Below are 21019 nucleotides of genomic sequence, written 5' to 3' on the forward strand. Positions count from 1 at the left end.
AGTAAAATTTAAAAAGAGACAGAACCAAATGCGGTGTTCTGTCTCAAAATAGCTTTTATTTTACAAGGTTACTATAACGTGTCGCAAATTCATTGTTGTAGGACTTGCCGTTGACATCTTGACCAACGTCCCAATTTGCAGACCAAGTCATTAAGCCACGGATAGGATTACCGTCTTTTGCTAACTGATCAAAAGTTTTGGCTACAGGGGTAGCCTCAACGACATAGCCGCTACCAGCAGCATCCCGATTTGCTGGTAAACCAAGGACTAATTTATCGTTTGGTATCTGTAGATAGCCGCGCGTGCCATGGATTAATGAATCAGACATATAATAGAGGAATTCGTATTTTAGAGCATCGTTGCTTTGAGCAACCCAAGTCATAATTTCATCGACCCAGACACCGTCGCCGCCTTGGTTATATAATTGTGGGGCAATGTAATCATAATAACCATTTAGGGAAGTAATGTATGTTTCATAAGCGGCACCAGGTTTTAAATAAGGGAATTCTGGCGCCATCGTAATGATGAAATTTTTTCCTTGTGCTCGATAATGGTCTTTGACTATTTTCAATGCAGCAGGGATGACGGTTTGGTTGTCGCCAGCAGTAATCGCCAATTGCTCTAAGTCAATGTCTAAACCATCAAAGCCGTATGTTTCCACTTGACGAATGATTTCATTCGCAAAGGCTTGTTCATCGCCTTTGACTAATTGGATATGTGCATCTGCTCCACCAAGTGCCAATAAAACTGCGCGACCTTGACTATTTAATTGTGCGACTTCTTGTCGGAAGGCAGTGTCTGTTTGGTTATAAGGCTTGAACGTAGGAATCCGTGTCGTGCCATCGCTTTTCATGAAGGAAACCGGTACGACATTGTAGGCTTGATTTACTTCTGAAAGGTTTAGTGATGCTGATGTTCCTTGTTTGTAACCATCGCGTCCTTTTGAGGCCCAGTTATGCCAATATCCAACCAACACTTTTTTGCCAGAGATATCTACCATCGTATCCGCAGCATCTGCAGAAGCTTGAGTAGGCGTTAACCACAAGCCAACTGCAACGGTTGAAAGAAGGAGAAAAGCAGGAATTATTTTTTTTAGCTTCATTTTTTGAGAACTCCTTTAATGTAGTTTAAGATGTGAGTATTTTTACTGAATGTTCACATCAATCGCTTGGTAAAAGGCGTTCACCGTATCACCAATGCCCCAGACAGCGTAAATGACATGATAACCTTTGCGGTCTGTCGGAATATTAATTGTTTGTTTAACAACTTTATTAGGAACTTCTTGTTTACCGTCAATTGAAGCAATTTTGTCGAAGTTTTTAATGTCTAATGGTTGATTGGGATTCCAGCCATTTTTAGTAATATAGTAATCCCAAGAAGCAGTTCTATGTTGGGCAGTTAAGTTCCAAGTGATGTCAAGGGGACCTGTTGTAATGTTTGTTTTGTGCCAACGAGTAGCTGTTTGTTCATCCAAAGGTTCAAAACCTGAGACACCTGCACTGGCTAATTTACCAGTAATAAACGTATTTTTGGGCGCTTCGATACTTTGAGGTTCCCATTGTGCACGACCAACATTTGTATTTAAGTTACCACCAGCAGAACTACCAAAGAAAGCACGACTTCCAGGACTTGCTACGTAACCATGAGCCTCTGAAACAGTAGGGGCCAATGCAGCGCCACCTAAAACAAAACTAAAAGCCAGGACGATTGTTAATAAACTCTTTTTCACGAAAAAAACCTCCTAAAAAATTATTTTGTATGCGCTTACAGATAGGAATATAACATAATAATCTTTCGGATACAAATAATAAGAAATGTTATTTTTAAAAATAAAACAATATTTTTTAAGTAATATTAAGAATGTTTTTAAATAATATAAATAATAGTGTTTTTCGAAGTTTTGTTAATTTTTCATTCGGAATCGCAATTGAAGAAATCACGTGGTATACTTTTAAGAAGAAACAATGACACGAAAGTAGCCATTGGAAAAAGGAGATTATTTCGTGGGAAAAAAACATACATCCTCTTATGAAGTTGCCTACTATGACGGCGATTTTACTGGTGCAATGAAGATACCGGCTTTGTTAGCGGTTGTCATTAAAGTATCAGAAGAACAAACAGAATTACTAGGAAGAGATGCGGCTTATGTCGCTCAATTTGGTCTAGGCTGGGTCATCACCAATTATGAAATAGAGATTCACCGTTTACCAAAAGTTGGTGAAAAAGTAGCAATTACAACGCAAGCTATGAGTTATAACAAATATTTTTGTTATCGTAACTTTTGGGTTCATGATGAAGAAGGCAATGAATGTGTCTTTGTGAAATCAACCTTTGTCTTAATGGATCAAAAAAATCGGAAAATCAGTAGTGTGTTACCAGAAATTATTGCACCTTTTGATTCTGAAAAAATCACTAAAATTTATCGCCATGAAAAAATTGAAAAAGTCACAGAGGGGAACTTTTTACCTTATCGTGTGCGTTTTTTTGATATTGATGGCAATCAACATGTTAATAATGCGATTTACTTTAATTGGTTATTGGATGTGTTAGGGTATGACTTTTTAACAACGCATCAACCGAAAAAAATTCTTGTGAAATTTGATAAAGAAGTAGAATATGGCCAAGAAGTCGAAAGTCATTACGAAATTGTCGAACAAGAAAATCAGTTGAAAACGCGCCATGAGATTCGGATTGATGGTCAAACCTATTGTGAAGCGAATATCGATTGGACCAACTAAGTTGAGAGGACGGTTTAGAAAAATAAAAAGTTACGCAGAGGAGGAAGGACATGATTCGCTTAGGATTAACATCTTTTAGTGAACACGACTATTTAACTGGAAAAAAACGGGCCACGCTTTATGAATATGCCAGTCATTTACCGCTAGTTGAAATGGACACGGCGTATTACGGGATTCCTCCCAAAGAACGAGTAGCTGAATGGGTCAAAGCAGTTCCCGAAAACTTTCGCTTTGTCATGAAAGTTTATAGTGGAATCAGTTGTCAAGGTGAGTGGCAAACCTATTATGCAAGTGAAGAAGAAATGATCACCGCTTTTTTAGAAAGTATGGCCCCATTAATTGAAAGTAAAAAATTATTTGCCTTTCTGGTACAATTTTCAGGAACATTTGGTTGTACGAAAGAAAATGTCGCTTACTTGCAAAAAATTCGTCACTGGTTTAAAGACCTACCTATCGCCATTGAATTACGAAATAATTCATGGTATCAACCAAACTTTGTAAAACAAATGTTGCAATTTATGAAAGAAAATCAATTTTCACTTGTGATTGTAGATGAACCGCAGATTCCTACGAATCCAGTGCCCTTTTATCCTTATGTAACGAATCCTAATCTCGTGCTCTTCCGGTTTCACGGACGTAATGCGGCTGGCTGGTTAGCCAATGATGCAGAGTGGCGAAAAAAAAGAACCCTTTATCATTATAATACGCAGGAAATCGCTGATTTAAGCGAAGCTGTTTTAAAAATGTCGCAAGAAGCTAAAGAAGTGGGCGTAATTTTTAATAATAATTCTGGCGGCGATGCCGCAGAAAACGCTCTACAGATGCAAAAAGTCTTGAATTTGAGTTACGATGATTTGAATCCAAAACAATTAGATTTATTTTGAGAAAGAAGGTAGCTGAATGTCTGAAAAGCAATCCCCTTATGAAATGGCTTGTGCCTTCCACGAGGTTTTTAATCCACAACAACCAGAGCAACCAACTGCTTTTTCGCCAGAGCTAGCCAGTCGACGAGCAGAGTTTAAAGTCGAAGAACTTGTGGAATTTTTATATAGTGCTGCTAATAATGACCAAGTGCTTTTTCAACAATTGGTCGACGGATTAAAAAAATCTGTCGATAAAGCAGAGCAGAAAGTCTTGGCGAAAGGCAAACCAGTATCTGATCCTTTAGTGGAGGAAGTGGATGCACTAGTCGATTTATTGTATTTTACTTATGGTTCGTTTTGCTTAATGGGCGTCAATCCAACAAAAATTATTGAAATCGTTCATCAAGCCAATATGGGGAAATTATTTCCAGATGGGCAGCCACATTATGATCCGGAAACAAATAAAGTATTAAAACCTGAAAATTGGGAACAAGATTTTGCGCCAGAAGCTAAAATTAAAGCGGAAATTCAACGCCAATTGAAAATTACTGAGACCAATGAAAAAGACGAATGAGAAAACTCATTCGTCTTTTTTATTAATCATGGAAGAACGTCCGATATAAGGCTTTGATGGCTTTTTCCTCTTGCTCTTTTTTGATACCAAACATAATACTTACTTCCGAAGATCCTTGGTTAATCATTTCTAAGTTGATTTTTTCTTTGGCTAACGCCATTGTACTTTCAGCAGTAACCCCAATTCGTTGGCGCATGCCTTCCCCGACAATCATAATCATGGAAAGGTGATGCGTGATGCGTAACTCATCAGGCGCTAAAACTTCTTGGAGTTGAGCCATCAGTCTATTTTCAATTTCAGCTGTTAACTGGTCTTCTCTTAAAACAATTGTGATGTCATCAATTCCTGAGGGCATATGCTCATAGCTTAAGGCTAATTTTTCTAGTACTTCTAAAAGCCGTCGCCCAAAACCTAACTCTCTATTCATTAAATACTTACTAATGTAAATACTTGCGAACCCTTGATCACTAGCAATTCCTACAACAGGGGCATGCTTCACTTTGCGAGAAGTGGTAATTAGGGTGCCAGGATGATGTGGGTTGTTAGTATTTTTGATAACGACTGGAATATTTGCGCGATAGGCAGGCATTAAAGCTTCGTCGTGGAGGACGGCAAATCCTGCATAAGCTAACTCCCGCATTTCTCTGTAGGTCAATTCTTGAATCGTTTGAGGCTGTTCAATAATTCCAGGATGGGCGACATAAATTCCGTCCACATCGGTAAAGTTTTCATACAAATCTGCTTGAACACCTGCGGCAACAATGGACCCTGTGATATCGGAACCGCCACGAGAAAAAGTACAAATTTCGCCGGCTTCTGTATAACCAAAGAAACCTGGAATAACCAAGATTTGTTGAGTCTCACGATAGGCACTAATTTTCTCTAAAGCTTTTGGTAAAATGCGGGCATTGCCTGGCTCAGGTGTCACTAGGAGACCTAATTCTTTTGGACTAATGTAGCGAGCATCTAAGCCATTCTGATTGAAAAAACTGGCAACAACTTTTGCATTATTGTCCTCGCCGCTAGCTAAAAAATAGTCAAATAAAAAAGCATTGTTTTCTTTTGGTAAAGTGGCTAATTGGCGAATCGAAATAGCAATATCAGCTAAAACTGCTTTATCCAAGTGTAATTCATCAAAAAGATCTTCATAACGACGAATGATGGCAGAGATTGTCGATTCAATTTCCTCATTATTTAAGTAGCGCTGATAGTATTGAATCAATAAATCAGTCACTTTAATATCTTGCGGGGTTCGCTTTCCAGGAGCAGATACAACAACAAACGTTCGGCGCGGCTCTTCCTTGACGATTTGTAAGACTTTCTGTAACTGTGGTGCTGATGCTAGCGAGCTACCGCCGAATTTAACTACGTTCACGTTTATCACTCCTGTTTTTAATTATTTTCTCATTTGTAGATTAGTAAAAGGATACCGAAAAACATTTAGAAAAGCAACCACTTATTTTCAGAAAGTTAGGAAATCATGAAAATATTTGTTCTTCATTTTTCCTTAAAATTTTGTTAAACTGTAAAGATATGAGTCGTAACGAAGGAGTTAAATAGTATGACAGAATCCAAAACTGCCATTATTTTTGATATGGACGGTGTCCTAGTAGATAGCGAAGCTTATTATTATGAGCGACGTAAAGCATTTTTAGCGGAATTTGATTTGACCATTGAGGGCCTAACCTTGCCGGAATTAGTCGGTGCGGATATGCGTTCATTATGGCAAAAGATTGAACAAGTCAACAAAAAAGAGCTAGATATTGCTTTTTTAAATGAACAATACATAGCCTATAAAAAAGCGCATCCGATAGATTATTTAGCTGTGCTTGATGAAAATGCGAAACGTGTTTTACAATTTTTAAAAAGACAAGGCTATAAAATCGGATTAGCTTCTTCTTCCACAAAAGACGCAATTGAAGAGGTTTTGACAGTGGGGCAATTAAGTAGTTATTTTGATGCGGTCGTGAGTGGGGAAGATTTCGAAGAAAGTAAACCGGCGCCGGATATTTATCTGCACACGTTACAAGAATTAGCTGTTGCGCCACAGGAATGTATAGCCATTGAAGATTCAGAAAAAGGCATTGCCTCTGCCAAAGAAGCTGGGCTAGAAGTTTGGGCGATGCGCGATGAACACTTTGGGATGGATCAAAGTCAAGCGGATGCCTTCTTAACACAACTAAGTGATATTTGTAAAAAAATTAGTGAAAATCGGATCGATGAAAGCAGTGAATCAACCCCTTCGTAAGAAGATCGCGGGTTTTCTTAAAAAAGTTTGTTATAACTAGTGAATGAATATACAGTTTGTGCTATAATTTTCTATAGGTATTTCTGCAAGAATGCCCTTTTTCAAGGGTCAGGAACAATAGATAACCGTGTGAAGAGAACAAACAACCTTTCTTTTATTATAGAAAAATTATCGGAGGAGCCAAAATGAAGAATAATTGGATTATCATTTTAGTACTAGTAATCGTTATTATTGCTGCGGTGCTATACTTAATTGGTTATTTTATGCGCAAAAAAAATCAAGAACAATTAGATGAATTAGAAGTTCGTAAAGAAGCCCTGTTTGACTTGCCAGTCTTTGAAGAAATCGATGACATTAAAAAAATGCATCTAGTTGGACAGAGTCAAAATAGTTTCCGTGAATGGAATCAACGCTGGGTAGAACTATCGACGCGTTCTTTCGCCGAACTAGAGAGTCAAATTTATGAAGTCGAAAATCAAAATGAAATTTTCCGTTTCATGAAAGCGAAGAAAGCAGTCGTGGAAGCGAATGAAACGATGACCGAAATGGAAGCCGAAGTGGAAGTCATTCGTAATGGCTTGAAAGAATTACGTGAAAGTGAAGAGCGCAATTCATTGGAAGTTCAAAAAGCTTTGGATGTCTATGAAGAATTAAGTAAATCACTAAAAGATGATAAAGCTAGCTTTGGTCCAGCTTACTCCGAAATCCAAAAACAATTAAGAAACGTCGAAATTGAATTCACACAATTTGTCACACTAAATACATCGGGGGACCCAATCGAGGCTCGAGAAGTCCTAGAAGATGCAGAACGTCATACGTATGAATTGGAAGACTTAATGAAACGGATTCCACCAATGTATGAAGAATTAAATGAAACTTTCCCAGATCAATTAAAAGAAATCGAAGAAGGCTACAACCAATTATTAGCTGACGATTATGTGTTCCCTGAACAAAACTTTGCTGAAGAAATTCAACATGCGAAAAAACGTGTCGAGAATTCAATGGCTGATTTAGAGAAAACAGAGATTGCCGCAGTAGAGGTTGCGAACCGTGACACAGCAACGGCGATTGATGCATTATATGAAGTGATGGAACGTGAGATTGAAGCGAAGAAATATGTCGTGACCAATCAAAAAATTATTGACGATTATATTTCTCATTCCTTAAAAAATAACCGTCAATTAATGATTGAATTGGACCATGTATCACAAAGCTACACCTTAAATAACAACGAGCTAGGACGTAGTCGTGGCTTCCAAACGGAAATTGAAGAAATTATCCGCCGTCAAAAAGACTTGGAACCTCGAATGAAAGAACATACCGTTCCTTACTCTGAAATTCAAGCGTTCTATAAAGAATGCTATAAGATTTTAGATGATATTGAAAATCAACAATTAGAAATCGATGCTTCATTGAAAGAACTAAGAAAAGGCGAAAAAGTCGCCCAAGAAAAAGTTGACGAATACGAATTCCGTTTACGGAGTATCAAACGGTATGTTGAAAAGCAACGATTGCCAGGTTTGTCTGCTGATTACTTAGAATTTTTCTATGTGGCAACGGATCGAATTGAAGATTTAAGCCGAGCCTTAAATAAAATGCGCATTAACATGGATGAAATCAATCGTTTGTGTGACTTATGCGAAGATGATTTAGAGTTATTAGATAAGAAAACAAAAGATTTAGTCAATGCAGCAGCTCTGACAGAACAAATGATGCAATATGCAAACCGCTATCGTCATACTCACGAGAACATCCGAGCGGCTTTAGATAAAAGCATGTATTTATTCTCGACAGAATTCCGTTATCAAGATGCATTAGATGAAATTGGAACGGCATTGGAAGCTGTTGAGCCAGGGGCGTTCAAACGAATCGAAGATTTTTATTTTAAAAATATCAATAACCCTAATTTAACAGCAATTTAATTAAACAATCACTAAACAGAGGTTTGTCGACAGACAAGCCTCTGTTTTTATGGCGTGGGGGTGACTTGAAGTGATACTTTAGAAAGTATATAATGGGAAAGAATTTTAAAAAAGAAGGGTGACAAATGATTTATTTTGATAATAGTGCAACTACACCGATTTACCCCCAGGCTTTAGATACATATGTAAAAACCAGTCAGCGGATTATTGGCAATCCGTCTAGTCTGCATGACTTAGGCAACCAAGCCAATCGGCTCTTACAACAAGCACGGAAGCAGATTGCGGAGCTAATCAATGTTTCAGCAAATGAAATCTATTTTACAAGTGGCGGAACTGAAGGAGATAACTGGGTTTTAAAAGGAACGGCAATCGAAAAACGAGAATTTGGTAATCATATTATTATTTCTGCAGTGGAACATCCAGCAGTTACAGAAACAGCGGAACAATTAGTCGAACTAGGTTTTGAACTTTCTTATGCGCCAGTGGATAAAGAAGGTCGTGTGAAAGTCGAGGAATTACAGAAATTAATTAGAAAAGAAACGATTTTGGTTTCTGTTATGGCAGTGAACAATGAAGTGGGAACGATTCAACCAATTAAAGAAATCAGCGAGGTTTTAGCGGAGTTTCCTAAAATTCATTTTCATGTAGACGCGGTTCAAGCAATTGGGAAAGTTAATTACTCAGAGTGGTTAACGGATCGGGTGGATTTTGCAACGTTTTCTGCACATAAATTTCATGGACCACGAGGCATTGGTTTTATGTATTGGAAACAAGGAAAACGTTTAGCGCCGCTTTTAACAGGAGGCGGGCAAGAAAACAACCAACGCAGTGGGACAGAAAACGTACCAGCAATTGTGGCAATGGCCAAAGCGTTGCGTTTGCATTTAGAGAACGAACAACAACGGCCGCAACATGTGGCGACATTACGGAGTTATTTATTAAAGGCGCTAGAAGAATTTCAAAATGTGACTGTTTTTTCACAAGATAATGAACATTTTGCGCCACACATTTTATGTTTTGCTTTGAAAGGGATTCGTGGCGAAGTGCTGGTCCATGCATTGGAAGAAAAACAGATTTATATTTCGACTACGAGTGCTTGTTCTAGCCGGAAAAAAATGGCTAGCAGCACCTTGTATGCCATGCATGTGCCAGGGGAATTAGCGACTTCCGCTGTGCGCATTAGTTTAGATGAAAGCAATACAATGGCAGAAATTGAACAATTTATGATTGTTTTCAACCAACTTTATCAAAAATTTTCTCGTGTAAATTAATAAAAAATAAGTCGGAGCCTAGAAATAGGCTCCGACTTATTTTTGCTCTCTTTATCGATTGAAGCGGTAGCCACTTCCCCAGAGTGTTTCAATTGGAGAGTCAGAAAGATTGGCTTTTTTTAATTTTTCCCGAATCCGTTTAATGTGAACAACGACAGTCGAAACCTCAGTATCTAAGGCATCAAACCCCCAGACACTTTCAAAAAGTTCTTCTTTATTCCACACACGGTTAGGATGTTCCATCAAGAAAACCAACAATTTGTATTCTTTGCTTGTAAAAATAACTTCATTTTCTAAAACAAACACTTTGTGGGCGGCAGTGTCGACAGCGATTTCATTGATTTTTAGTAATTGTGGTGGTTGTTCTGCCTTGCTTAACAATTGATAGCGGTTCATATGAGCTTTTGCTCGAGCGACCAATTCATTGGGACTAAACGGTTTAATTATATAATCATCCGCACCTAAGCCAAGACCACGAATTTTATCAATATCTTCTTTTTTAGCCGAAACAATCATGATCGGCGTTTGCTTTTTTTTCCGAATTGCACGACAGATTTCAAAACCATCCATAGTTGGCAGCATCACATCTAAAATAATTAAATCAAAGGGCTCATTTAAAGCTGCTTCCAATCCTTTTTTTCCATCATGTTCAATTGTGACAGTCATATCGTTAATTTCTAAATAATCTTTTTGCAAATCAGCAATGCTTGGATCATCTTCAATAATTAATACATGTGGTTTCATTTTTCATCCTCCAACAACGGCAGCGTAATTATCACGTTGGTGCCGTCTCCTTTTTTACTTGTGACAGTGATTGTTCCCTGATGATAGTCAATAATTTGTTTGACAATACTTAATCCCAAGCCGCTTCCTTTAACTGTTGGGGTTCGAGATTTGTCTACACGATAGAAGCGTTCGAATAAATAAGGTAATTCTTTTTTATCGATACCAATGCCGTTATCTGTAATGGTTAAAACTAAGTCTGTTTGATTATGCGTTAAAGAAATCGTAAAGGCTAGTTGTTCTTTAGTGGGATCCGCAAATTTAATGCTATTTTGAATTAGATTGGTAATCACGCGATTCATCTGCGTGGGATCCATTTGAACGTATAAAGCTTCGGTGGGAAGTACAGAAGTAATCACGAGTTCTTGTTCCAAACGGTATTCTTCAAGAATATGTGCAATAAAACGAGTGAAATTGGTCTTTTCCATTGTAAAGACAGCACGGTCTAGGTCTAATTTAGAATACAAAAATAATTCTTCAATTAAATCATTGAGGCCTAAACTTTTTTCATGAATGACCGTTAAATAGCGCTGTTTTTTTTCTTCGGTATTGGCAACACCATCCATCAAGCCTTCAACGTAACCAATGATAGAAGTAATTGGTGTTTTTAAGTCATGAGAAATATTGGCAATTAATTCTTTTCGATTATCTTCATATTTTTCGCGTTCCGCATTGGCTTCTTCTAAATCTTGCCACATTTGTTCAAAACTAAGTTGGAGCTGTTTGACTTCCGTTGAGACGGTTTGGTGGTTAGTTGGTGTAAATGGATTTTCTTTTTGGGCATCCTTACCCAATGTTTTAGTCGCTTTTTCTAATGCTTCTAATGGCTCGATAGTGGTTTTGGTTAAGCGCTTATTAATGAGCCAAGCTGCCGCAATTGCTACAAGGACAATTAACAAAATCATCCAGATAATCCAGCGTGTGAAGAATTCAAAAAGGCTACTTTCGCGTTTCAAGATAATAAAGCTCCCATTAGAACCATCTAAATAATGAAAATCGGATTTGACATAATGATACAGACGCCCTGCGTTATCCAGTGTGCCAGTTGGCGTAATATTATTCATTTCGTAGTTTGGAATATGTACAGACAAAGATTTTTCTACTAAATTATCCGAATAATAAGGAAACCGTGCATTCTTTCGAATAATCACACTTAATCCTTTTGCTTCAATTGTTTGAATCGTTTCCTTTAATTCTTTACTCAAAGGTGTATCTAGTAATTTCGGTGATTTTTTTAGCAGTTGATCTAAGGCCAAATAACTTTCTTCTTCGTTAGCGGTCAATGGTCGTTGCTTATTCATCATTCGGTAAGCTTGGGGCAAACTGGGGACAGTTCCTAATGTGATGTAAGAAGCTAAGGATAAAACAGCTAAAACAGAGGCTAAAGTAATAATGATGGCACTAATATAAGAAATAAAAAAGCGGCGTTTAATGGTCAAAAGCGTCCCTCCTAGTGGTTTTAATCTATTTCTTACTTATAGTGTATTACAAGTAAACAAAAAAAAGCTAGTATTGTTATTAACTTTTTTTCATTTGTTTATAATTTGTTCATTTTTCGGCAAGTAGGAGTTTATAAGGCTTTGCTATTCTAGGTATATCAAAAAGAAAAAAGGGGATTACCAACTATGAAAAAGAAAAAAGTTTTTAGTACGATTACCTTATTAACCTTTAGTACGTTGTTGATTGCAGGCTGTGCTGGCGGAGCCAACTCTGCAACAGATAAATCAAGTGCAGCTAGCTCAAGCACTGCAGTCTCTAGTACAGCGGAAACAGCTAAAGAGCAATCAAAAGGACAAGAATTAACAGAAATTTTATCCAGTACTGATTGGCAAGGTACAAAAGTTTACGACAAAAACAATAATGATTTAACAGCAGAAAATGCTAATTTTATTGGTTTAGCAAAATATGATGGTGAAACAGGTTTTTATGAATTTTTCGACAAAGAAACAGGTGAAACCCGTGGCGATGAAGGCACATTCTTCGTGACAGACGATGGCGAAAAGCGTATCTTAATTTCGGATACACAAAACTATCAAGCAGTGGTTGATTTAACGGAAGTGACGAAAGATAAATTTACCTATAAGCGAATGGGGAAAGATAAAGATGGGAAAGATGTAGAAGTCTTTGTAGAGCATGTCCCTTATTCTGATAAAAAGTTAACCTTTACGAACGGTCGTAAAGATTTAGAAACAGAAACTGGCAAAATTGTTACTAATGAACCTGGGGATGACATTTTAGGGGCCACATTATGGAATGGCACGAAAGTTTTAGATGAAGACGGTAACGATGTTACTGAAGCAAATAAAATGTTTATTAGTTTAGCGAAATTTGATAATAAAACAAGTAAATATGAATTCTTTGATTTAGAAACGGGTAAAACCCGTGGAGATTTTGGTTACTTCCAAGTAATTGATAATAACAAAATCCGTGCTCACGTTTCAATTGGTGACAATAAATATGGAGCTGCATTAGAATTAACAGAATTAAATGATAAACGTTTTACGTATACACGAATGGGTAAAGACAATAACGGCAAAGAAATTAAAGTCTTTGTGGAACATGAACCATATGAAGGAGACTTTACGCCAGACTTCACGTTCTAATTAGTTAATCACGAGTGGATGAAGCGGTCAAAAGGAAATAAAGGATTCTTTTGACCGCTTCATTTTTAATAAAAAAATAGTTTATAGTTGTTTTTAATCGTTTATAAATTGTTCATTTTTCTGACAGTGGTAGTTTAGAATCGTTTGTTAAGATTGGTTTATCAAAGAAAAGGAGCGATGCTTTATGAAAAAGAAAGTATTAAGTTCGATTACTTTAGTAACATTAAGTACGTTACTTATAGCAGGTTATGCAAGTCCAGCATTTGCAGGTCATGCAGCCAATCCAAATAGTGCTACAGCAAATTTAGGCAAACATCAAAACAATGGCCAAACAAAAGGCGATAAGGCGACTAAGATTTTATCTGGCACGGACTGGCAAGGAACCCGTGTTTATGATGCTGCTGGTAATGATTTAACGGCAGAAAATGCTAATTTTATTGGGTTAGCAAAATATGATGGTGAAACCGGTTTTTATGAGTTTTTCGACAAAAACACTGGGGAAACCCGTGGTGACGAAGGAACATTTTTTGTGACGGGTGATGGCACAAAACGAATTTTAATTTCGCGGACACAAAATTATCAAGCCGTAGTGGATTTAACCGAAGTGAGTAAAGACAAATTTACTTACAAGCGTTTAGGGAAAGATAAACTGGGGAATGATGTTGAAGTTTACGTGGAACACATCCCTTATCATGGGAAAAAATTAGCTTTTACAAATGGACGTGAAGCATTAACCAATCAAACTGGCAAAATTGTGACAAATAAATCAGGGGATAAAATTTTAGGAACAACCTTGTGGAATGGCACAAAAGTCGTAGATAAAAACGGTAATGATGTGACAGCGGCCAATCAAAATTTCATTAGTTTAGCGAAATTTGATCCAAACACAAGTAAATATGAATTTTTCAATTTACAAACAGGTGAAACCCGCGGCGATTTTGGGTACTTCCAAGTGGTGGACAATAACAAGATTCGGGCCCATGTATCTATTGGGACGAATCGTTACGGTGCGGCGCTAGAATTAACGGAACTAAACAATGATCGATTTACGTATACTCGAATGGGTAAAGATAATGCTGGTAATGATATTCAAGTGTTTGTAGAACATGAACCTTACCAAGGCACATATCATCCAGCCTTTACTTTCTAAAAGTCTCTTGTCTTCTCTCTCATTTAACAAAAGAACGTCCCCCAACGTTCTTTTGTTTTCTCTTCTTCTATAAATAAATTGTTATTAGTTACAATTAATTATTATTATTAAGATAATTATAATAATTATTATTTAATAATTTGTTCATATTATGGACAGGTGGAGTTAATAACTACTTGCTATCCTTAAATTATCAAGAGGGAAAGGGAGTAGTAGCTTATGAAGAAAAAAATCGTTGGTACAATTACATTGTTGGCTTTAAGTGCGTTATTAGTTGGTGGAGCAGGAGGGGCTTTGACGGCAGAAGCATACGTTCCTCAAAGCGTAGACAATCCCAATAATTTAGGGAATTTACCTGAGTATTTACGCTCGATTGGTATTCGGCAAGATGAAATGTTATCGGAAAAAGATTGGGCAGGTCAACGTGTCTATGATAAAAATGGGACCGATTTAACCGCTGAAAATCAGGATTTATTACATGCAATTAAGTTTGATGCAACCACTAGTTTTTATGAGTTTTTTGACAAAGAAACTGGGAAATCCACAGGTGATGAAGGGACCTTCTTTATGACCGCTGGCTTATCTGATAAGAGCTACTTAGTAATTATTTCTGAAACAAAGAATTATCAAGGTGTTTACCGGTCAAGAATGTTGTACCAAGATACTTTTACGTATACACAAACAGGGAAAGACAAAGCAGGAAATGATGTGGAAGTTTTTGTAGAAAATAAAGCAACCTCTGGTCCTGTCTATGGATATCCGCAACCTTTCCCAAATAATCGTCCGAGAACACTGGAATTTACGAATGGCCGACGTGCGATGACAGAGCAAACAGGGGCAATCGATATTAATCGACCTGGTGATGAGATTCTTGGAAAAACATCTTGGTTGTATGGTACGCCTGAGCGCTTATGGAACGGCACGAAAGTAGTGGATAAAGATGGCAATGATGTAACATCGGCTAATCAAAACTTCATTAGCTTAGCGAAATTTGACCAAGACAGCAGCAAATATGAATTTTTCAATTTACAAACGGGTGAAACCCGTGGCGACTATGGCTACTTTAAAGTAGGAAATCAAAATAAATTCCGTGCCCATGTGTCCATTGGAACCAATCGCTATGGCGCTGTCTTAGAATTAACAGAATTGAATGATAATCGTTTTACGTACACACGAATGGGTAAAGATAACGAAGGAAACGATATCCAAGTCTATGTGGAACATGAACCATACCAAGGAACTTTTGATCCTGAATTTACCTTTTAAGAACAAAACATACGAATGGAAACCAAAAAAAGTTTCGACTTCTTTTGGTTTCTCTCTTTTTAAAATAGAAAAACAGAGAAAGCGTTTTAATCGACAAATAAAAAAAGATTCGTTAGATTAGAACCACTGGAGACAAATCTCATATTTCTCTCGAGGAAAGGAAGTTGAGCACAATGAACAAAAAAATTTTAATGGGGCTATTAAGTGTCGTGACCATTCCATTACTTGCTGCGTGTCAAGGAGGAGAAACACCTTCTGCAGCATCAAAAAATAGTCAAACGGTGACTACTCAAAGTAGTGCAAAAACTGAAAGCACCAGTACAACCCGTTCGGTGGCTCAAACAACATCAAAAGAGGAAGTGAAAGAACCGATGAAGACCTATGAAGTGGGTGCGCTGTTAGAAGCAGCCAATCAACGAGATACGAAGAAGGTCAAGGAAATTTTACAAGATACTACTTATCAAGTGGATGAAGTCGACACAGAAGGCAACACACCGCTCAATATCGCTGTTCACAATAATGATATTGAGATTGCAAAAGCGTTGATTGATCGGGGTGCCGATATTAATCTGCAAAATAGCAGTAGTGATAGTCCCTATCTTTATGCGGGAGCGCAAGGACGTACGGAGATTTTAGCATATATGTTAAAAAATGCGACACCAGATTTAAATAAGCATAACCGTTACGGTGGCAATGCGTTAATTCCGGCAGCTGAAAAAGGACATATTGACAATGTGAAGCTCTTGTTAGAAGATGGACGAGAAGACATAGATTTCCAAAATGACTTTGGCTATACCGCGTTGATTGAGGCAGTGGGGTTACGTGAAGGGAACCAACTATACCAAGATATTGTAAAATTGTTAATGGAAAATGGTGCGGATCAATCCATTAAAGACAATTCTGGTCGAACAGCAATGGACTATGCCAATCAAAAAGGTTATACGGAAATTAGTAAAATTTTAGCACAGTACAACTAAGTATTGTGTCCTTTCGGGAAGGAATAAATACAGGTAGGAGTGAAGGAAAGCATGAATTATTGGTTAAAAAATGTTCGAATTGAAACAGGGTATCAAAAAGAAGGTGACTGGTTATCTGGGACAGTAACCAAAGAAGTGGCAATTGAAATAACAGATGGAGTATTTACGAAAATCATCCCCAATGAAGAATTGGTAGAAGAACCTGGGTTGACAATTATTGATGGTCACCATCAATTGATTTTACCAGGTTTGATTGAAAAACATTGTCACTTTGATAAAAGTAAACTAGGTGTTCCGTGGTATCCGGTGACGCCAGCGAAGTCAATTGTGGAACGTGTCGAAGCAGAAATCCCTTATTTAGATAATTTAGAACTTTCTTTAACAGAACGCGCCAACCATTTAATTGACTTAGAATTACCACATGGCGCGACAGCCTTCAGAACACATGTCGACGTGGAACCGATGACAGACTTACGTTATTTTGATGAAGTCCAAGCATTGGCCCAAACGAAACCATTTGCGGTAGAAATTGTCGTCTTTCCACAGCACGGCTTACTACGTTCAGATTCCGTTGAATTAGTTGATCAAGCATTGGCAAAAGGTGCCGATTTTATTGGTGGCGTGGATCCTTATTCACTAGATGGTGATTACAAAAAATCATTGGCTGAAACATTCCGCTTAGCAGATAAACATGGTGTCGGTGTGGATATTCATTTACATGACCGTCACGAAGCTGGGACAACAACGATTAAAGAAATTATCCGTTTAACGAAAGAATATGGCCTACAAGACAAAGTATTTATCAGCCATGCCTTCGGGTTAAATGATTTCATTGGTGAAGAACGTGATGAAGTTTATGATGCTTTAGCAGCAGAAAAAATTCATATTAATTCCAGCGTGCCAATCACACCTAACACGATTCCGCCAATTATGGAATTGTTACGTCATGGAGTCAATGTCCATCTTGGTTGTGACAATATCTACGATTGCTGGTCTCCTTATGGTGATGGCTCATTACAAGAAAAATTGGCTCGTTTAGGTGAACTTTTTAATGTGAAAGATCAAGATGCTTTAACCCAATTATTGGGCTTAGTGACAGATGGTGTCACAACTTTAGACGAACAAGGGCAAGCAAATTGGCCGCAAGTTGGTGCTGAAGCAACTTACTTACTCACTGAAGCAGAATGTGCGGCGGCTTTTGTCGCTCGTCAGACACCGGTGGAAATCAGTGTGGTAAAAGGAACCACACTTTATCAAAAATAACAAAAAGAAGCGAGATTTCTCGCTTCTTTTTGTTATTAAATTTATTTGGATTAGACGCTTAATTTTACAATTGAAAACGACATCCATCTTATATTTCATTGATGAAATTAGTGAGAAGAAGTATGATTTAATTTAGCTCTGATTACTTTTGATACATCGTTTTTCAACTGATCGAAATCTGATCTATAAGTAGCAATAAAAACCAATAAATCAACGCCTTCTTGCGTATCTAATTGGAAATCATAACCGTTTAATTGTAAAAATAAGTCGGTTGCCATTACAGCTGTCCGTTTAATTGCATTGTAAAAACAATGCTTTGTTGCAATGTTAATCATTAAAATAGCTGCTTTTTCTTCAATTGTTGGGTACAGGTCAACGTCAAAGACGAATTGTGCTGGTTGGTTGCTAGCCATTTCTAATGCATTACGATCTTTGATGCCAATTTGTTCTGCGGGAGAATACGTTTGGATCAAGAAAGTATTCATTTGAAATAGATCATCCGCTGATAAATAATAAATACTTTTCATTTAGTAACCAATTCTTTGTACAGCTCATTATGTTTTTGTTTTGAGTTCTCCATCATTTGTTGTAATTTTTTTTGATGTTCTGACATATTTTTTTTAACAATAATATCTTTTAATTTTTCTTCGTCTACATAAACGGTGTCTGTCGCAGTCGCACCAATGCTTTCTAGAAACTCTTTTGACAATGTCATAACAACAGAATTCCCAACTTTTCTAAGTTTTCTTTCTTTGATTTCCACTAGTAACCCACCTTTCGTATATATTGTATATACAGTATATCATGGATCATAAAAAAGTTTCTATCACAAGTCTAATACTTTAATAAAATTTCTTGATTGCTTATCGTTCCTTCAGCCAGCTATCCAATTGCTCAAATAAAGTGATGACCGAAGGATCTTTGGTTTGTTTTAAAAAATCATGTTCTAAATAGTAAACCGCTTTAAAGGTACTCTCAGGAATGGTCCGTCCGATTTTTTTGCTATAGCGGAACGGCACTTCTTCGTCTGAGCTGCTAGCTGTACTGAAACAAGGTGGAAACGTTTTTAATGTTTCGTCTGACAGTGCGTAAGCAGACCAGTCCTCATTTTCTGGTAATCCGTAAAAGTGCGGCAATAGCCCTTGCTGAATACTGTAATGATACAGCAGATAGCGAGAAAGAAAAGGATCATCCCAAACAGGCTTTGTTTGGTCAATGGTAGCTATTTCTTTAGCGGAAATGGTTTGCTTTAATAATTTTCGTGGCTCTTTAATAAATTCTAAATCTGTATAGCCGTAAAAATTGACTAAAAATTGTGGCGTCAAATTTAGTGTTTGTAATTGTTTGGTTAACTGTAACATTAAATAACCGCCAGCGGAACGCCCGCACAAACCAAAGGGCTGGTTTTGAATAATCTCTTCGTTTAGCAATTGGAAGGTTTCTGTGAGCGCCCCTAAGATGTGATCGATTTTTGTATTTGGAGCCAACAAATAGTCCAGTGCTAAAACGGTATAGCCATTGCTTGTAAACAGCTCCTTCAGTTCTTCTGGTAAATCACTTTTGGTTCCATAAATCATCCCGCCACCGTGTAAATAGACGACATAGTTCGTTGATTCAGTCGTAGTGGGGTAGATAGTAACTGTTGCGCCATTAGCGAGTGTTTGATTGTTTTTCAAGTGCACGTCTCCTCATCTTTATAATGTATGTGGCAATTTCATAATTTAACAATTGCAAGGGATTGGCTAAGTCAATATCAAGAAGTTGTTCCACTTTGTTTAAACGATAACGAATCGTTTTTGAATGAAGGAACATCGCTTCAGAGGTCTGTTTATAGTTGCGATTATTTTGGAAAAAACTGTACAAGGTTTCAAACAAATCGTAGTTATTTTCGGCTAATTGATAAAGTGCGCGAGGAATTAATTCGTCTAAATTTTCCAATTGGTCTTCGCGGATAAAATTTTTAAATACCCCGATATCGGCTAAGGTGACAATTGGTCCGTTATAAAAAGTTTCATTAAAGCGCAGAATGTCCAGACATTCAATCAGTAGCTCTTTAATCCCTTCTCGTGATTTTAAACTGCTGACGGCAACGGTAAGCGTGTCGTTTTCTTCTAAAAGTTCAGCTAATAAACGACTTAATTGCAGCTTTGTAATTTTTCCATCACTTTCATTGAAGTTAAAAAGGACCGCCGAATAATTTAGCTGATCAAAGAAGATGGATTTCACACGCAGGGTACGAAGTAAGACAATAATTCGTTCTTTCATGAGTTGTGTATTGGTGTCTTTGGTAGAAAAAGCAATCGCTTGGTAAGAATCTAGTTCTTGCATTTGCACTTCACGAAGCAAACTGTTTAGCTCGTCAGGATTTTGCGGTGTATTTTGTAAAATAGCATCCGCTAAGTTGTTCAAACGAGTATACCGTTCTTTTTTTAACAAATTTTCGGTATTGAATTTTTCTTGCAAGACATCAATCGCATTTTCGATAATCACTAAATCCGTTTCTTTAACCTTTTCATCTTGTAAATAAACCAGAAGTAAACAATTAGTGGAATAACTATTGAAAATAGAAACTTCTAGTGCCAACTGTTTTTTGGGGTTGGCATGAGAATAAAGTGTTAAAAGAGAGTAATCATTTTTAGTGAACTCACTGTTTTTTAGTTTTTCTCTTGAGAGCACAATCGCATCATGGGGTAAGTCGCCATCGCTAATTTCCAGATGTTTATCCAACATTTTTAAAGCAAAGGGTAATTTAATGATGTCATAAAATTCTTGCATAATCGTCTCAACCGTTGGGTAGTGGCGCTCTAATTTGGTGAAACGTTGGCGTACATCGTAATACGTACGTAAGACATGCGACTGATAATTCAACAAAGGCTCGTAAATCGTAAACAGAATTTTTTCATAGCTAATGTCTTGTGTGATTTTAATTAAAGGAATTTCATAATTGAAACATAATTCGATAAACCACTCTGGAATCATTTTAATGAATCGATCTGTTTTCAAAATTAAGCCGCTGATGCCAATTCGGCGCATCTTTACGAAAAAATTTTCCAACTCTTTTTCTGGTAAATCATGCAATGCGTAGAAAGAAGTCAAAATTAACTGATTCTTTCTACTCCAGTTCTCAATGTCAATCGCTTCTAAGACCATTGCCGAGTCAACTTCATTGTCTAAACCAATCTCTTTCGTCAAAATTTTACCTTTTTTTAAGTCACCTATCGATAATAACTCTCTTAATTTCATCATTTTCTCCTTTTTTCCTCTTATGGATAAAAATTATACCATTTTTTTAGAATTATGTCCGATGAAAACACTTTCTCGTTTCGATACAATAGCATTGTAAGGAATAGATAGGAGGATG

20 protein-coding genes are annotated in these 21019 nt (G+C 37.1%); 11 read left to right on the forward strand and 9 right to left on the reverse strand.

What is annotated here, in order from left to right:
- Positions 1 to 55: 55 nt before the first annotated feature.
- Together IGK96_RS01380 and IGK96_RS01385 are read right to left on the reverse strand one after the other, a co-directional pair.
- Positions 56 to 1102, reverse strand: coding sequence for a chitinase (locus IGK96_RS01380; RefSeq protein ID WP_002364979.1), 1047 nt, complete (start codon positions 1100 to 1102; stop codon positions 56 to 58).
- Between the two features lie 42 nt (positions 1103 to 1144).
- Positions 1145 to 1729, reverse strand: a complete 585-nt coding sequence (locus IGK96_RS01385) for a lytic polysaccharide monooxygenase (protein WP_002355225.1) — start codon at positions 1727 to 1729, stop codon at positions 1145 to 1147.
- A 274-nt stretch (positions 1730 to 2003) separates the two neighbouring features.
- On the opposite strand from IGK96_RS01385, the gene IGK96_RS01390 reads away from it, so the two are divergent.
- From IGK96_RS01390 to IGK96_RS01400, 3 genes are read left to right on the forward strand one after another with little or no spacing between them, the layout of a single operon-like run.
- On the forward strand, positions 2004 to 2738 hold the full coding sequence (locus IGK96_RS01390; RefSeq protein ID WP_002355227.1) for an acyl-ACP thioesterase domain-containing protein: 735 nt from the start codon (positions 2004 to 2006) through the stop codon (positions 2736 to 2738).
- 50 nt (positions 2739 to 2788) lie between these two features.
- A complete protein-coding gene (locus tag IGK96_RS01395) occupies positions 2789 to 3622 on the forward strand; it encodes a DUF72 domain-containing protein (RefSeq protein WP_002358361.1) in 834 nt (277 codons plus the stop codon).
- A gap of 16 nt (positions 3623 to 3638) precedes the next feature.
- Positions 3639 to 4175, forward strand: a complete 537-nt coding sequence (locus IGK96_RS01400) for a haloacid dehalogenase (protein ID WP_002358362.1) — start codon at positions 3639 to 3641, stop codon at positions 4173 to 4175.
- Positions 4176 to 4197: 22 nt separating this feature from the next.
- Here IGK96_RS01400 and IGK96_RS01405 read toward each other — a convergent pair whose 3' ends face one another.
- Positions 4198 to 5550: an aspartate kinase gene (locus IGK96_RS01405; RefSeq protein ID WP_010824365.1), complete on the reverse strand. Its 1353-nt coding sequence runs from the start codon at positions 5548 to 5550 to the stop codon at positions 4198 to 4200.
- Positions 5551 to 5736: 186 nt separating this feature from the next.
- Between IGK96_RS01405 and IGK96_RS01410 the strand changes: the two genes are divergently transcribed.
- From IGK96_RS01410 to IGK96_RS01420, 3 genes are all read left to right on the forward strand, one after another.
- Positions 5737 to 6423, forward strand: a complete 687-nt coding sequence (locus IGK96_RS01410; RefSeq protein WP_002355232.1) for an HAD family hydrolase — start codon at positions 5737 to 5739, stop codon at positions 6421 to 6423.
- Positions 6424 to 6608: 185 nt separating this feature from the next.
- Positions 6609 to 8345 carry a septation ring formation regulator EzrA gene (gene ezrA / locus IGK96_RS01415; protein ID WP_002355233.1) on the forward strand — a complete coding sequence of 579 codons (1737 nt, stop codon included), beginning with the start codon at positions 6609 to 6611 and terminating at the stop codon, positions 8343 to 8345.
- Between the two features lie 125 nt (positions 8346 to 8470).
- Positions 8471 to 9616: a cysteine desulfurase family protein gene (locus IGK96_RS01420; RefSeq protein WP_002355234.1), complete on the forward strand. Its 1146-nt coding sequence runs from the start codon at positions 8471 to 8473 to the stop codon at positions 9614 to 9616.
- A gap of 51 nt (positions 9617 to 9667) precedes the next feature.
- Here the strand turns inward: IGK96_RS01420 and IGK96_RS01425 are convergent, their stop codons facing one another.
- Positions 9668 to 10360: a response regulator transcription factor gene (locus tag IGK96_RS01425; protein WP_002355236.1), complete on the reverse strand. Its 693-nt coding sequence runs from the start codon at positions 10358 to 10360 to the stop codon at positions 9668 to 9670.
- The gene (locus IGK96_RS01430) at positions 10357 to 11700 is read right to left on the reverse strand and encodes a sensor histidine kinase (protein WP_025192077.1); all 1344 of its coding nucleotides are present in this window, start codon (positions 11698 to 11700) and stop codon (positions 10357 to 10359) included. Before IGK96_RS01430 ends, IGK96_RS01425 begins: the two co-directional genes overlap by 4 nt.
- Before the next feature lie 324 nt (positions 11701 to 12024).
- Here IGK96_RS01430 and IGK96_RS01435 point away from each other — a divergent pair, with 324 nt between their 5' ends.
- The 5 genes from IGK96_RS01435 (at position 12025) to IGK96_RS01455 (ending at position 17658) form a co-directional block, all read left to right on the forward strand.
- Complete coding sequence (locus IGK96_RS01435) at positions 12025 to 13002, forward strand: DUF4822 domain-containing protein (protein ID WP_010713596.1); 978 nt, start codon at positions 12025 to 12027, stop codon at positions 13000 to 13002.
- A gap of 184 nt (positions 13003 to 13186) precedes the next feature.
- Positions 13187 to 14152: a DUF4822 domain-containing protein gene (locus IGK96_RS01440; RefSeq protein WP_002367856.1), complete on the forward strand. Its 966-nt coding sequence runs from the start codon at positions 13187 to 13189 to the stop codon at positions 14150 to 14152.
- Between the two features lie 219 nt (positions 14153 to 14371).
- A complete protein-coding gene (locus IGK96_RS01445) occupies positions 14372 to 15418 on the forward strand; it encodes a DUF4822 domain-containing protein (protein WP_010775524.1) in 1047 nt (348 codons plus the stop codon).
- Positions 15419 to 15591: 173 nt separating this feature from the next.
- Complete coding sequence (locus tag IGK96_RS01450) at positions 15592 to 16395, forward strand: ankyrin repeat domain-containing protein (RefSeq protein ID WP_010775525.1); 804 nt, start codon at positions 15592 to 15594, stop codon at positions 16393 to 16395.
- A gap of 51 nt (positions 16396 to 16446) precedes the next feature.
- The gene (locus tag IGK96_RS01455; RefSeq protein WP_010713593.1) at positions 16447 to 17658 is read left to right on the forward strand and encodes an amidohydrolase family protein; all 1212 of its coding nucleotides are present in this window, start codon (positions 16447 to 16449) and stop codon (positions 17656 to 17658) included.
- 107 nt (positions 17659 to 17765) lie between these two features.
- On the opposite strand, the gene IGK96_RS01460 is transcribed toward IGK96_RS01455, so the two are convergent.
- The 4 genes from IGK96_RS01460 to IGK96_RS01475 all read right to left on the reverse strand — a co-directional run bounded on the left by IGK96_RS01460 (position 17766) and on the right by IGK96_RS01475 (position 20901).
- Positions 17766 to 18185, reverse strand: a complete 420-nt coding sequence (locus tag IGK96_RS01460) for a type II toxin-antitoxin system death-on-curing family toxin (RefSeq protein WP_010775526.1) — start codon at positions 18183 to 18185, stop codon at positions 17766 to 17768.
- A complete protein-coding gene (locus tag IGK96_RS01465) occupies positions 18182 to 18421 on the reverse strand; it encodes an AbrB/MazE/SpoVT family DNA-binding domain-containing protein (RefSeq protein ID WP_002358371.1) in 240 nt (79 codons plus the stop codon). The genes IGK96_RS01460 and IGK96_RS01465 overlap by 4 nt, the downstream gene beginning before the upstream one ends.
- A 100-nt stretch (positions 18422 to 18521) precedes the next feature.
- Entirely contained in the window at positions 18522 to 19334 is an 813-nt protein-coding gene (locus IGK96_RS01470) for an alpha/beta hydrolase (protein ID WP_010775527.1), read from the reverse strand.
- Positions 19309 to 20901 carry a PucR family transcriptional regulator gene (locus IGK96_RS01475; RefSeq protein WP_010713590.1) on the reverse strand — a complete coding sequence of 531 codons (1593 nt, stop codon included), beginning with the start codon at positions 20899 to 20901 and terminating at the stop codon, positions 19309 to 19311. The genes IGK96_RS01470 and IGK96_RS01475 overlap by 26 nt, the downstream gene beginning before the upstream one ends.
- Positions 20902 to 21019 lie beyond the last annotated feature (118 nt).

The sequence above is a fragment of the Enterococcus sp. DIV0682 genome, from assembly GCF_051712685.1.
In the GTDB taxonomy this organism is placed as follows: domain Bacteria; phylum Bacillota; class Bacilli; order Lactobacillales; family Enterococcaceae; genus Enterococcus; species Enterococcus faecalis.

Bases quoted from the DNA above. Each gene is read 5' to 3' on its own strand.
- IGK96_RS01445 (WP_010775524.1), top strand. From the start codon at position 14,372: ATGAAGAAAAAAATCGTTGGTACAATTACATTGTTGGCTTTAAGTGCG.
- IGK96_RS01475 (WP_010713590.1), bottom strand. From the start codon at position 20,901: ATGAAATTAAGAGAGTTATTATCGATAGGTGACTTAAAAAAAGGTAAA.
- IGK96_RS01460 (WP_010775526.1), bottom strand. From the start codon at position 18,185: ATGAAAAGTATTTATTATTTATCAGCGGATGATCTATTTCAAATGAAT.
- IGK96_RS01450 (WP_010775525.1), top strand. From the start codon at position 15,592: ATGAACAAAAAAATTTTAATGGGGCTATTAAGTGTCGTGACCATTCCA.
- IGK96_RS01425 (WP_002355236.1), bottom strand. From the start codon at position 10,360: ATGAAACCACATGTATTAATTATTGAAGATGATCCAAGCATTGCTGAT.
- IGK96_RS01420 (WP_002355234.1), top strand. From the start codon at position 8,471: ATGATTTATTTTGATAATAGTGCAACTACACCGATTTACCCCCAGGCT.
- IGK96_RS01400 (WP_002358362.1), top strand. From the start codon at position 3,639: ATGTCTGAAAAGCAATCCCCTTATGAAATGGCTTGTGCCTTCCACGAG.
- IGK96_RS01440 (WP_002367856.1), top strand. From the start codon at position 13,187: ATGAAAAAGAAAGTATTAAGTTCGATTACTTTAGTAACATTAAGTACG.
- IGK96_RS01430 (WP_025192077.1), bottom strand. From the start codon at position 11,700: ATGAATAAGCAACGACCATTGACCGCTAACGAAGAAGAAAGTTATTTG.
- IGK96_RS01380 (WP_002364979.1), bottom strand. From the start codon at position 1,102: ATGAAGCTAAAAAAAATAATTCCTGCTTTTCTCCTTCTTTCAACCGTT.
- IGK96_RS01395 (WP_002358361.1), top strand. From the start codon at position 2,789: ATGATTCGCTTAGGATTAACATCTTTTAGTGAACACGACTATTTAACT.
- IGK96_RS01410 (WP_002355232.1), top strand. From the start codon at position 5,737: ATGACAGAATCCAAAACTGCCATTATTTTTGATATGGACGGTGTCCTA.
- IGK96_RS01455 (WP_010713593.1), top strand. From the start codon at position 16,447: ATGAATTATTGGTTAAAAAATGTTCGAATTGAAACAGGGTATCAAAAA.
- ezrA (WP_002355233.1), top strand. From the start codon at position 6,609: ATGAAGAATAATTGGATTATCATTTTAGTACTAGTAATCGTTATTATT.
- IGK96_RS01435 (WP_010713596.1), top strand. From the start codon at position 12,025: ATGAAAAAGAAAAAAGTTTTTAGTACGATTACCTTATTAACCTTTAGT.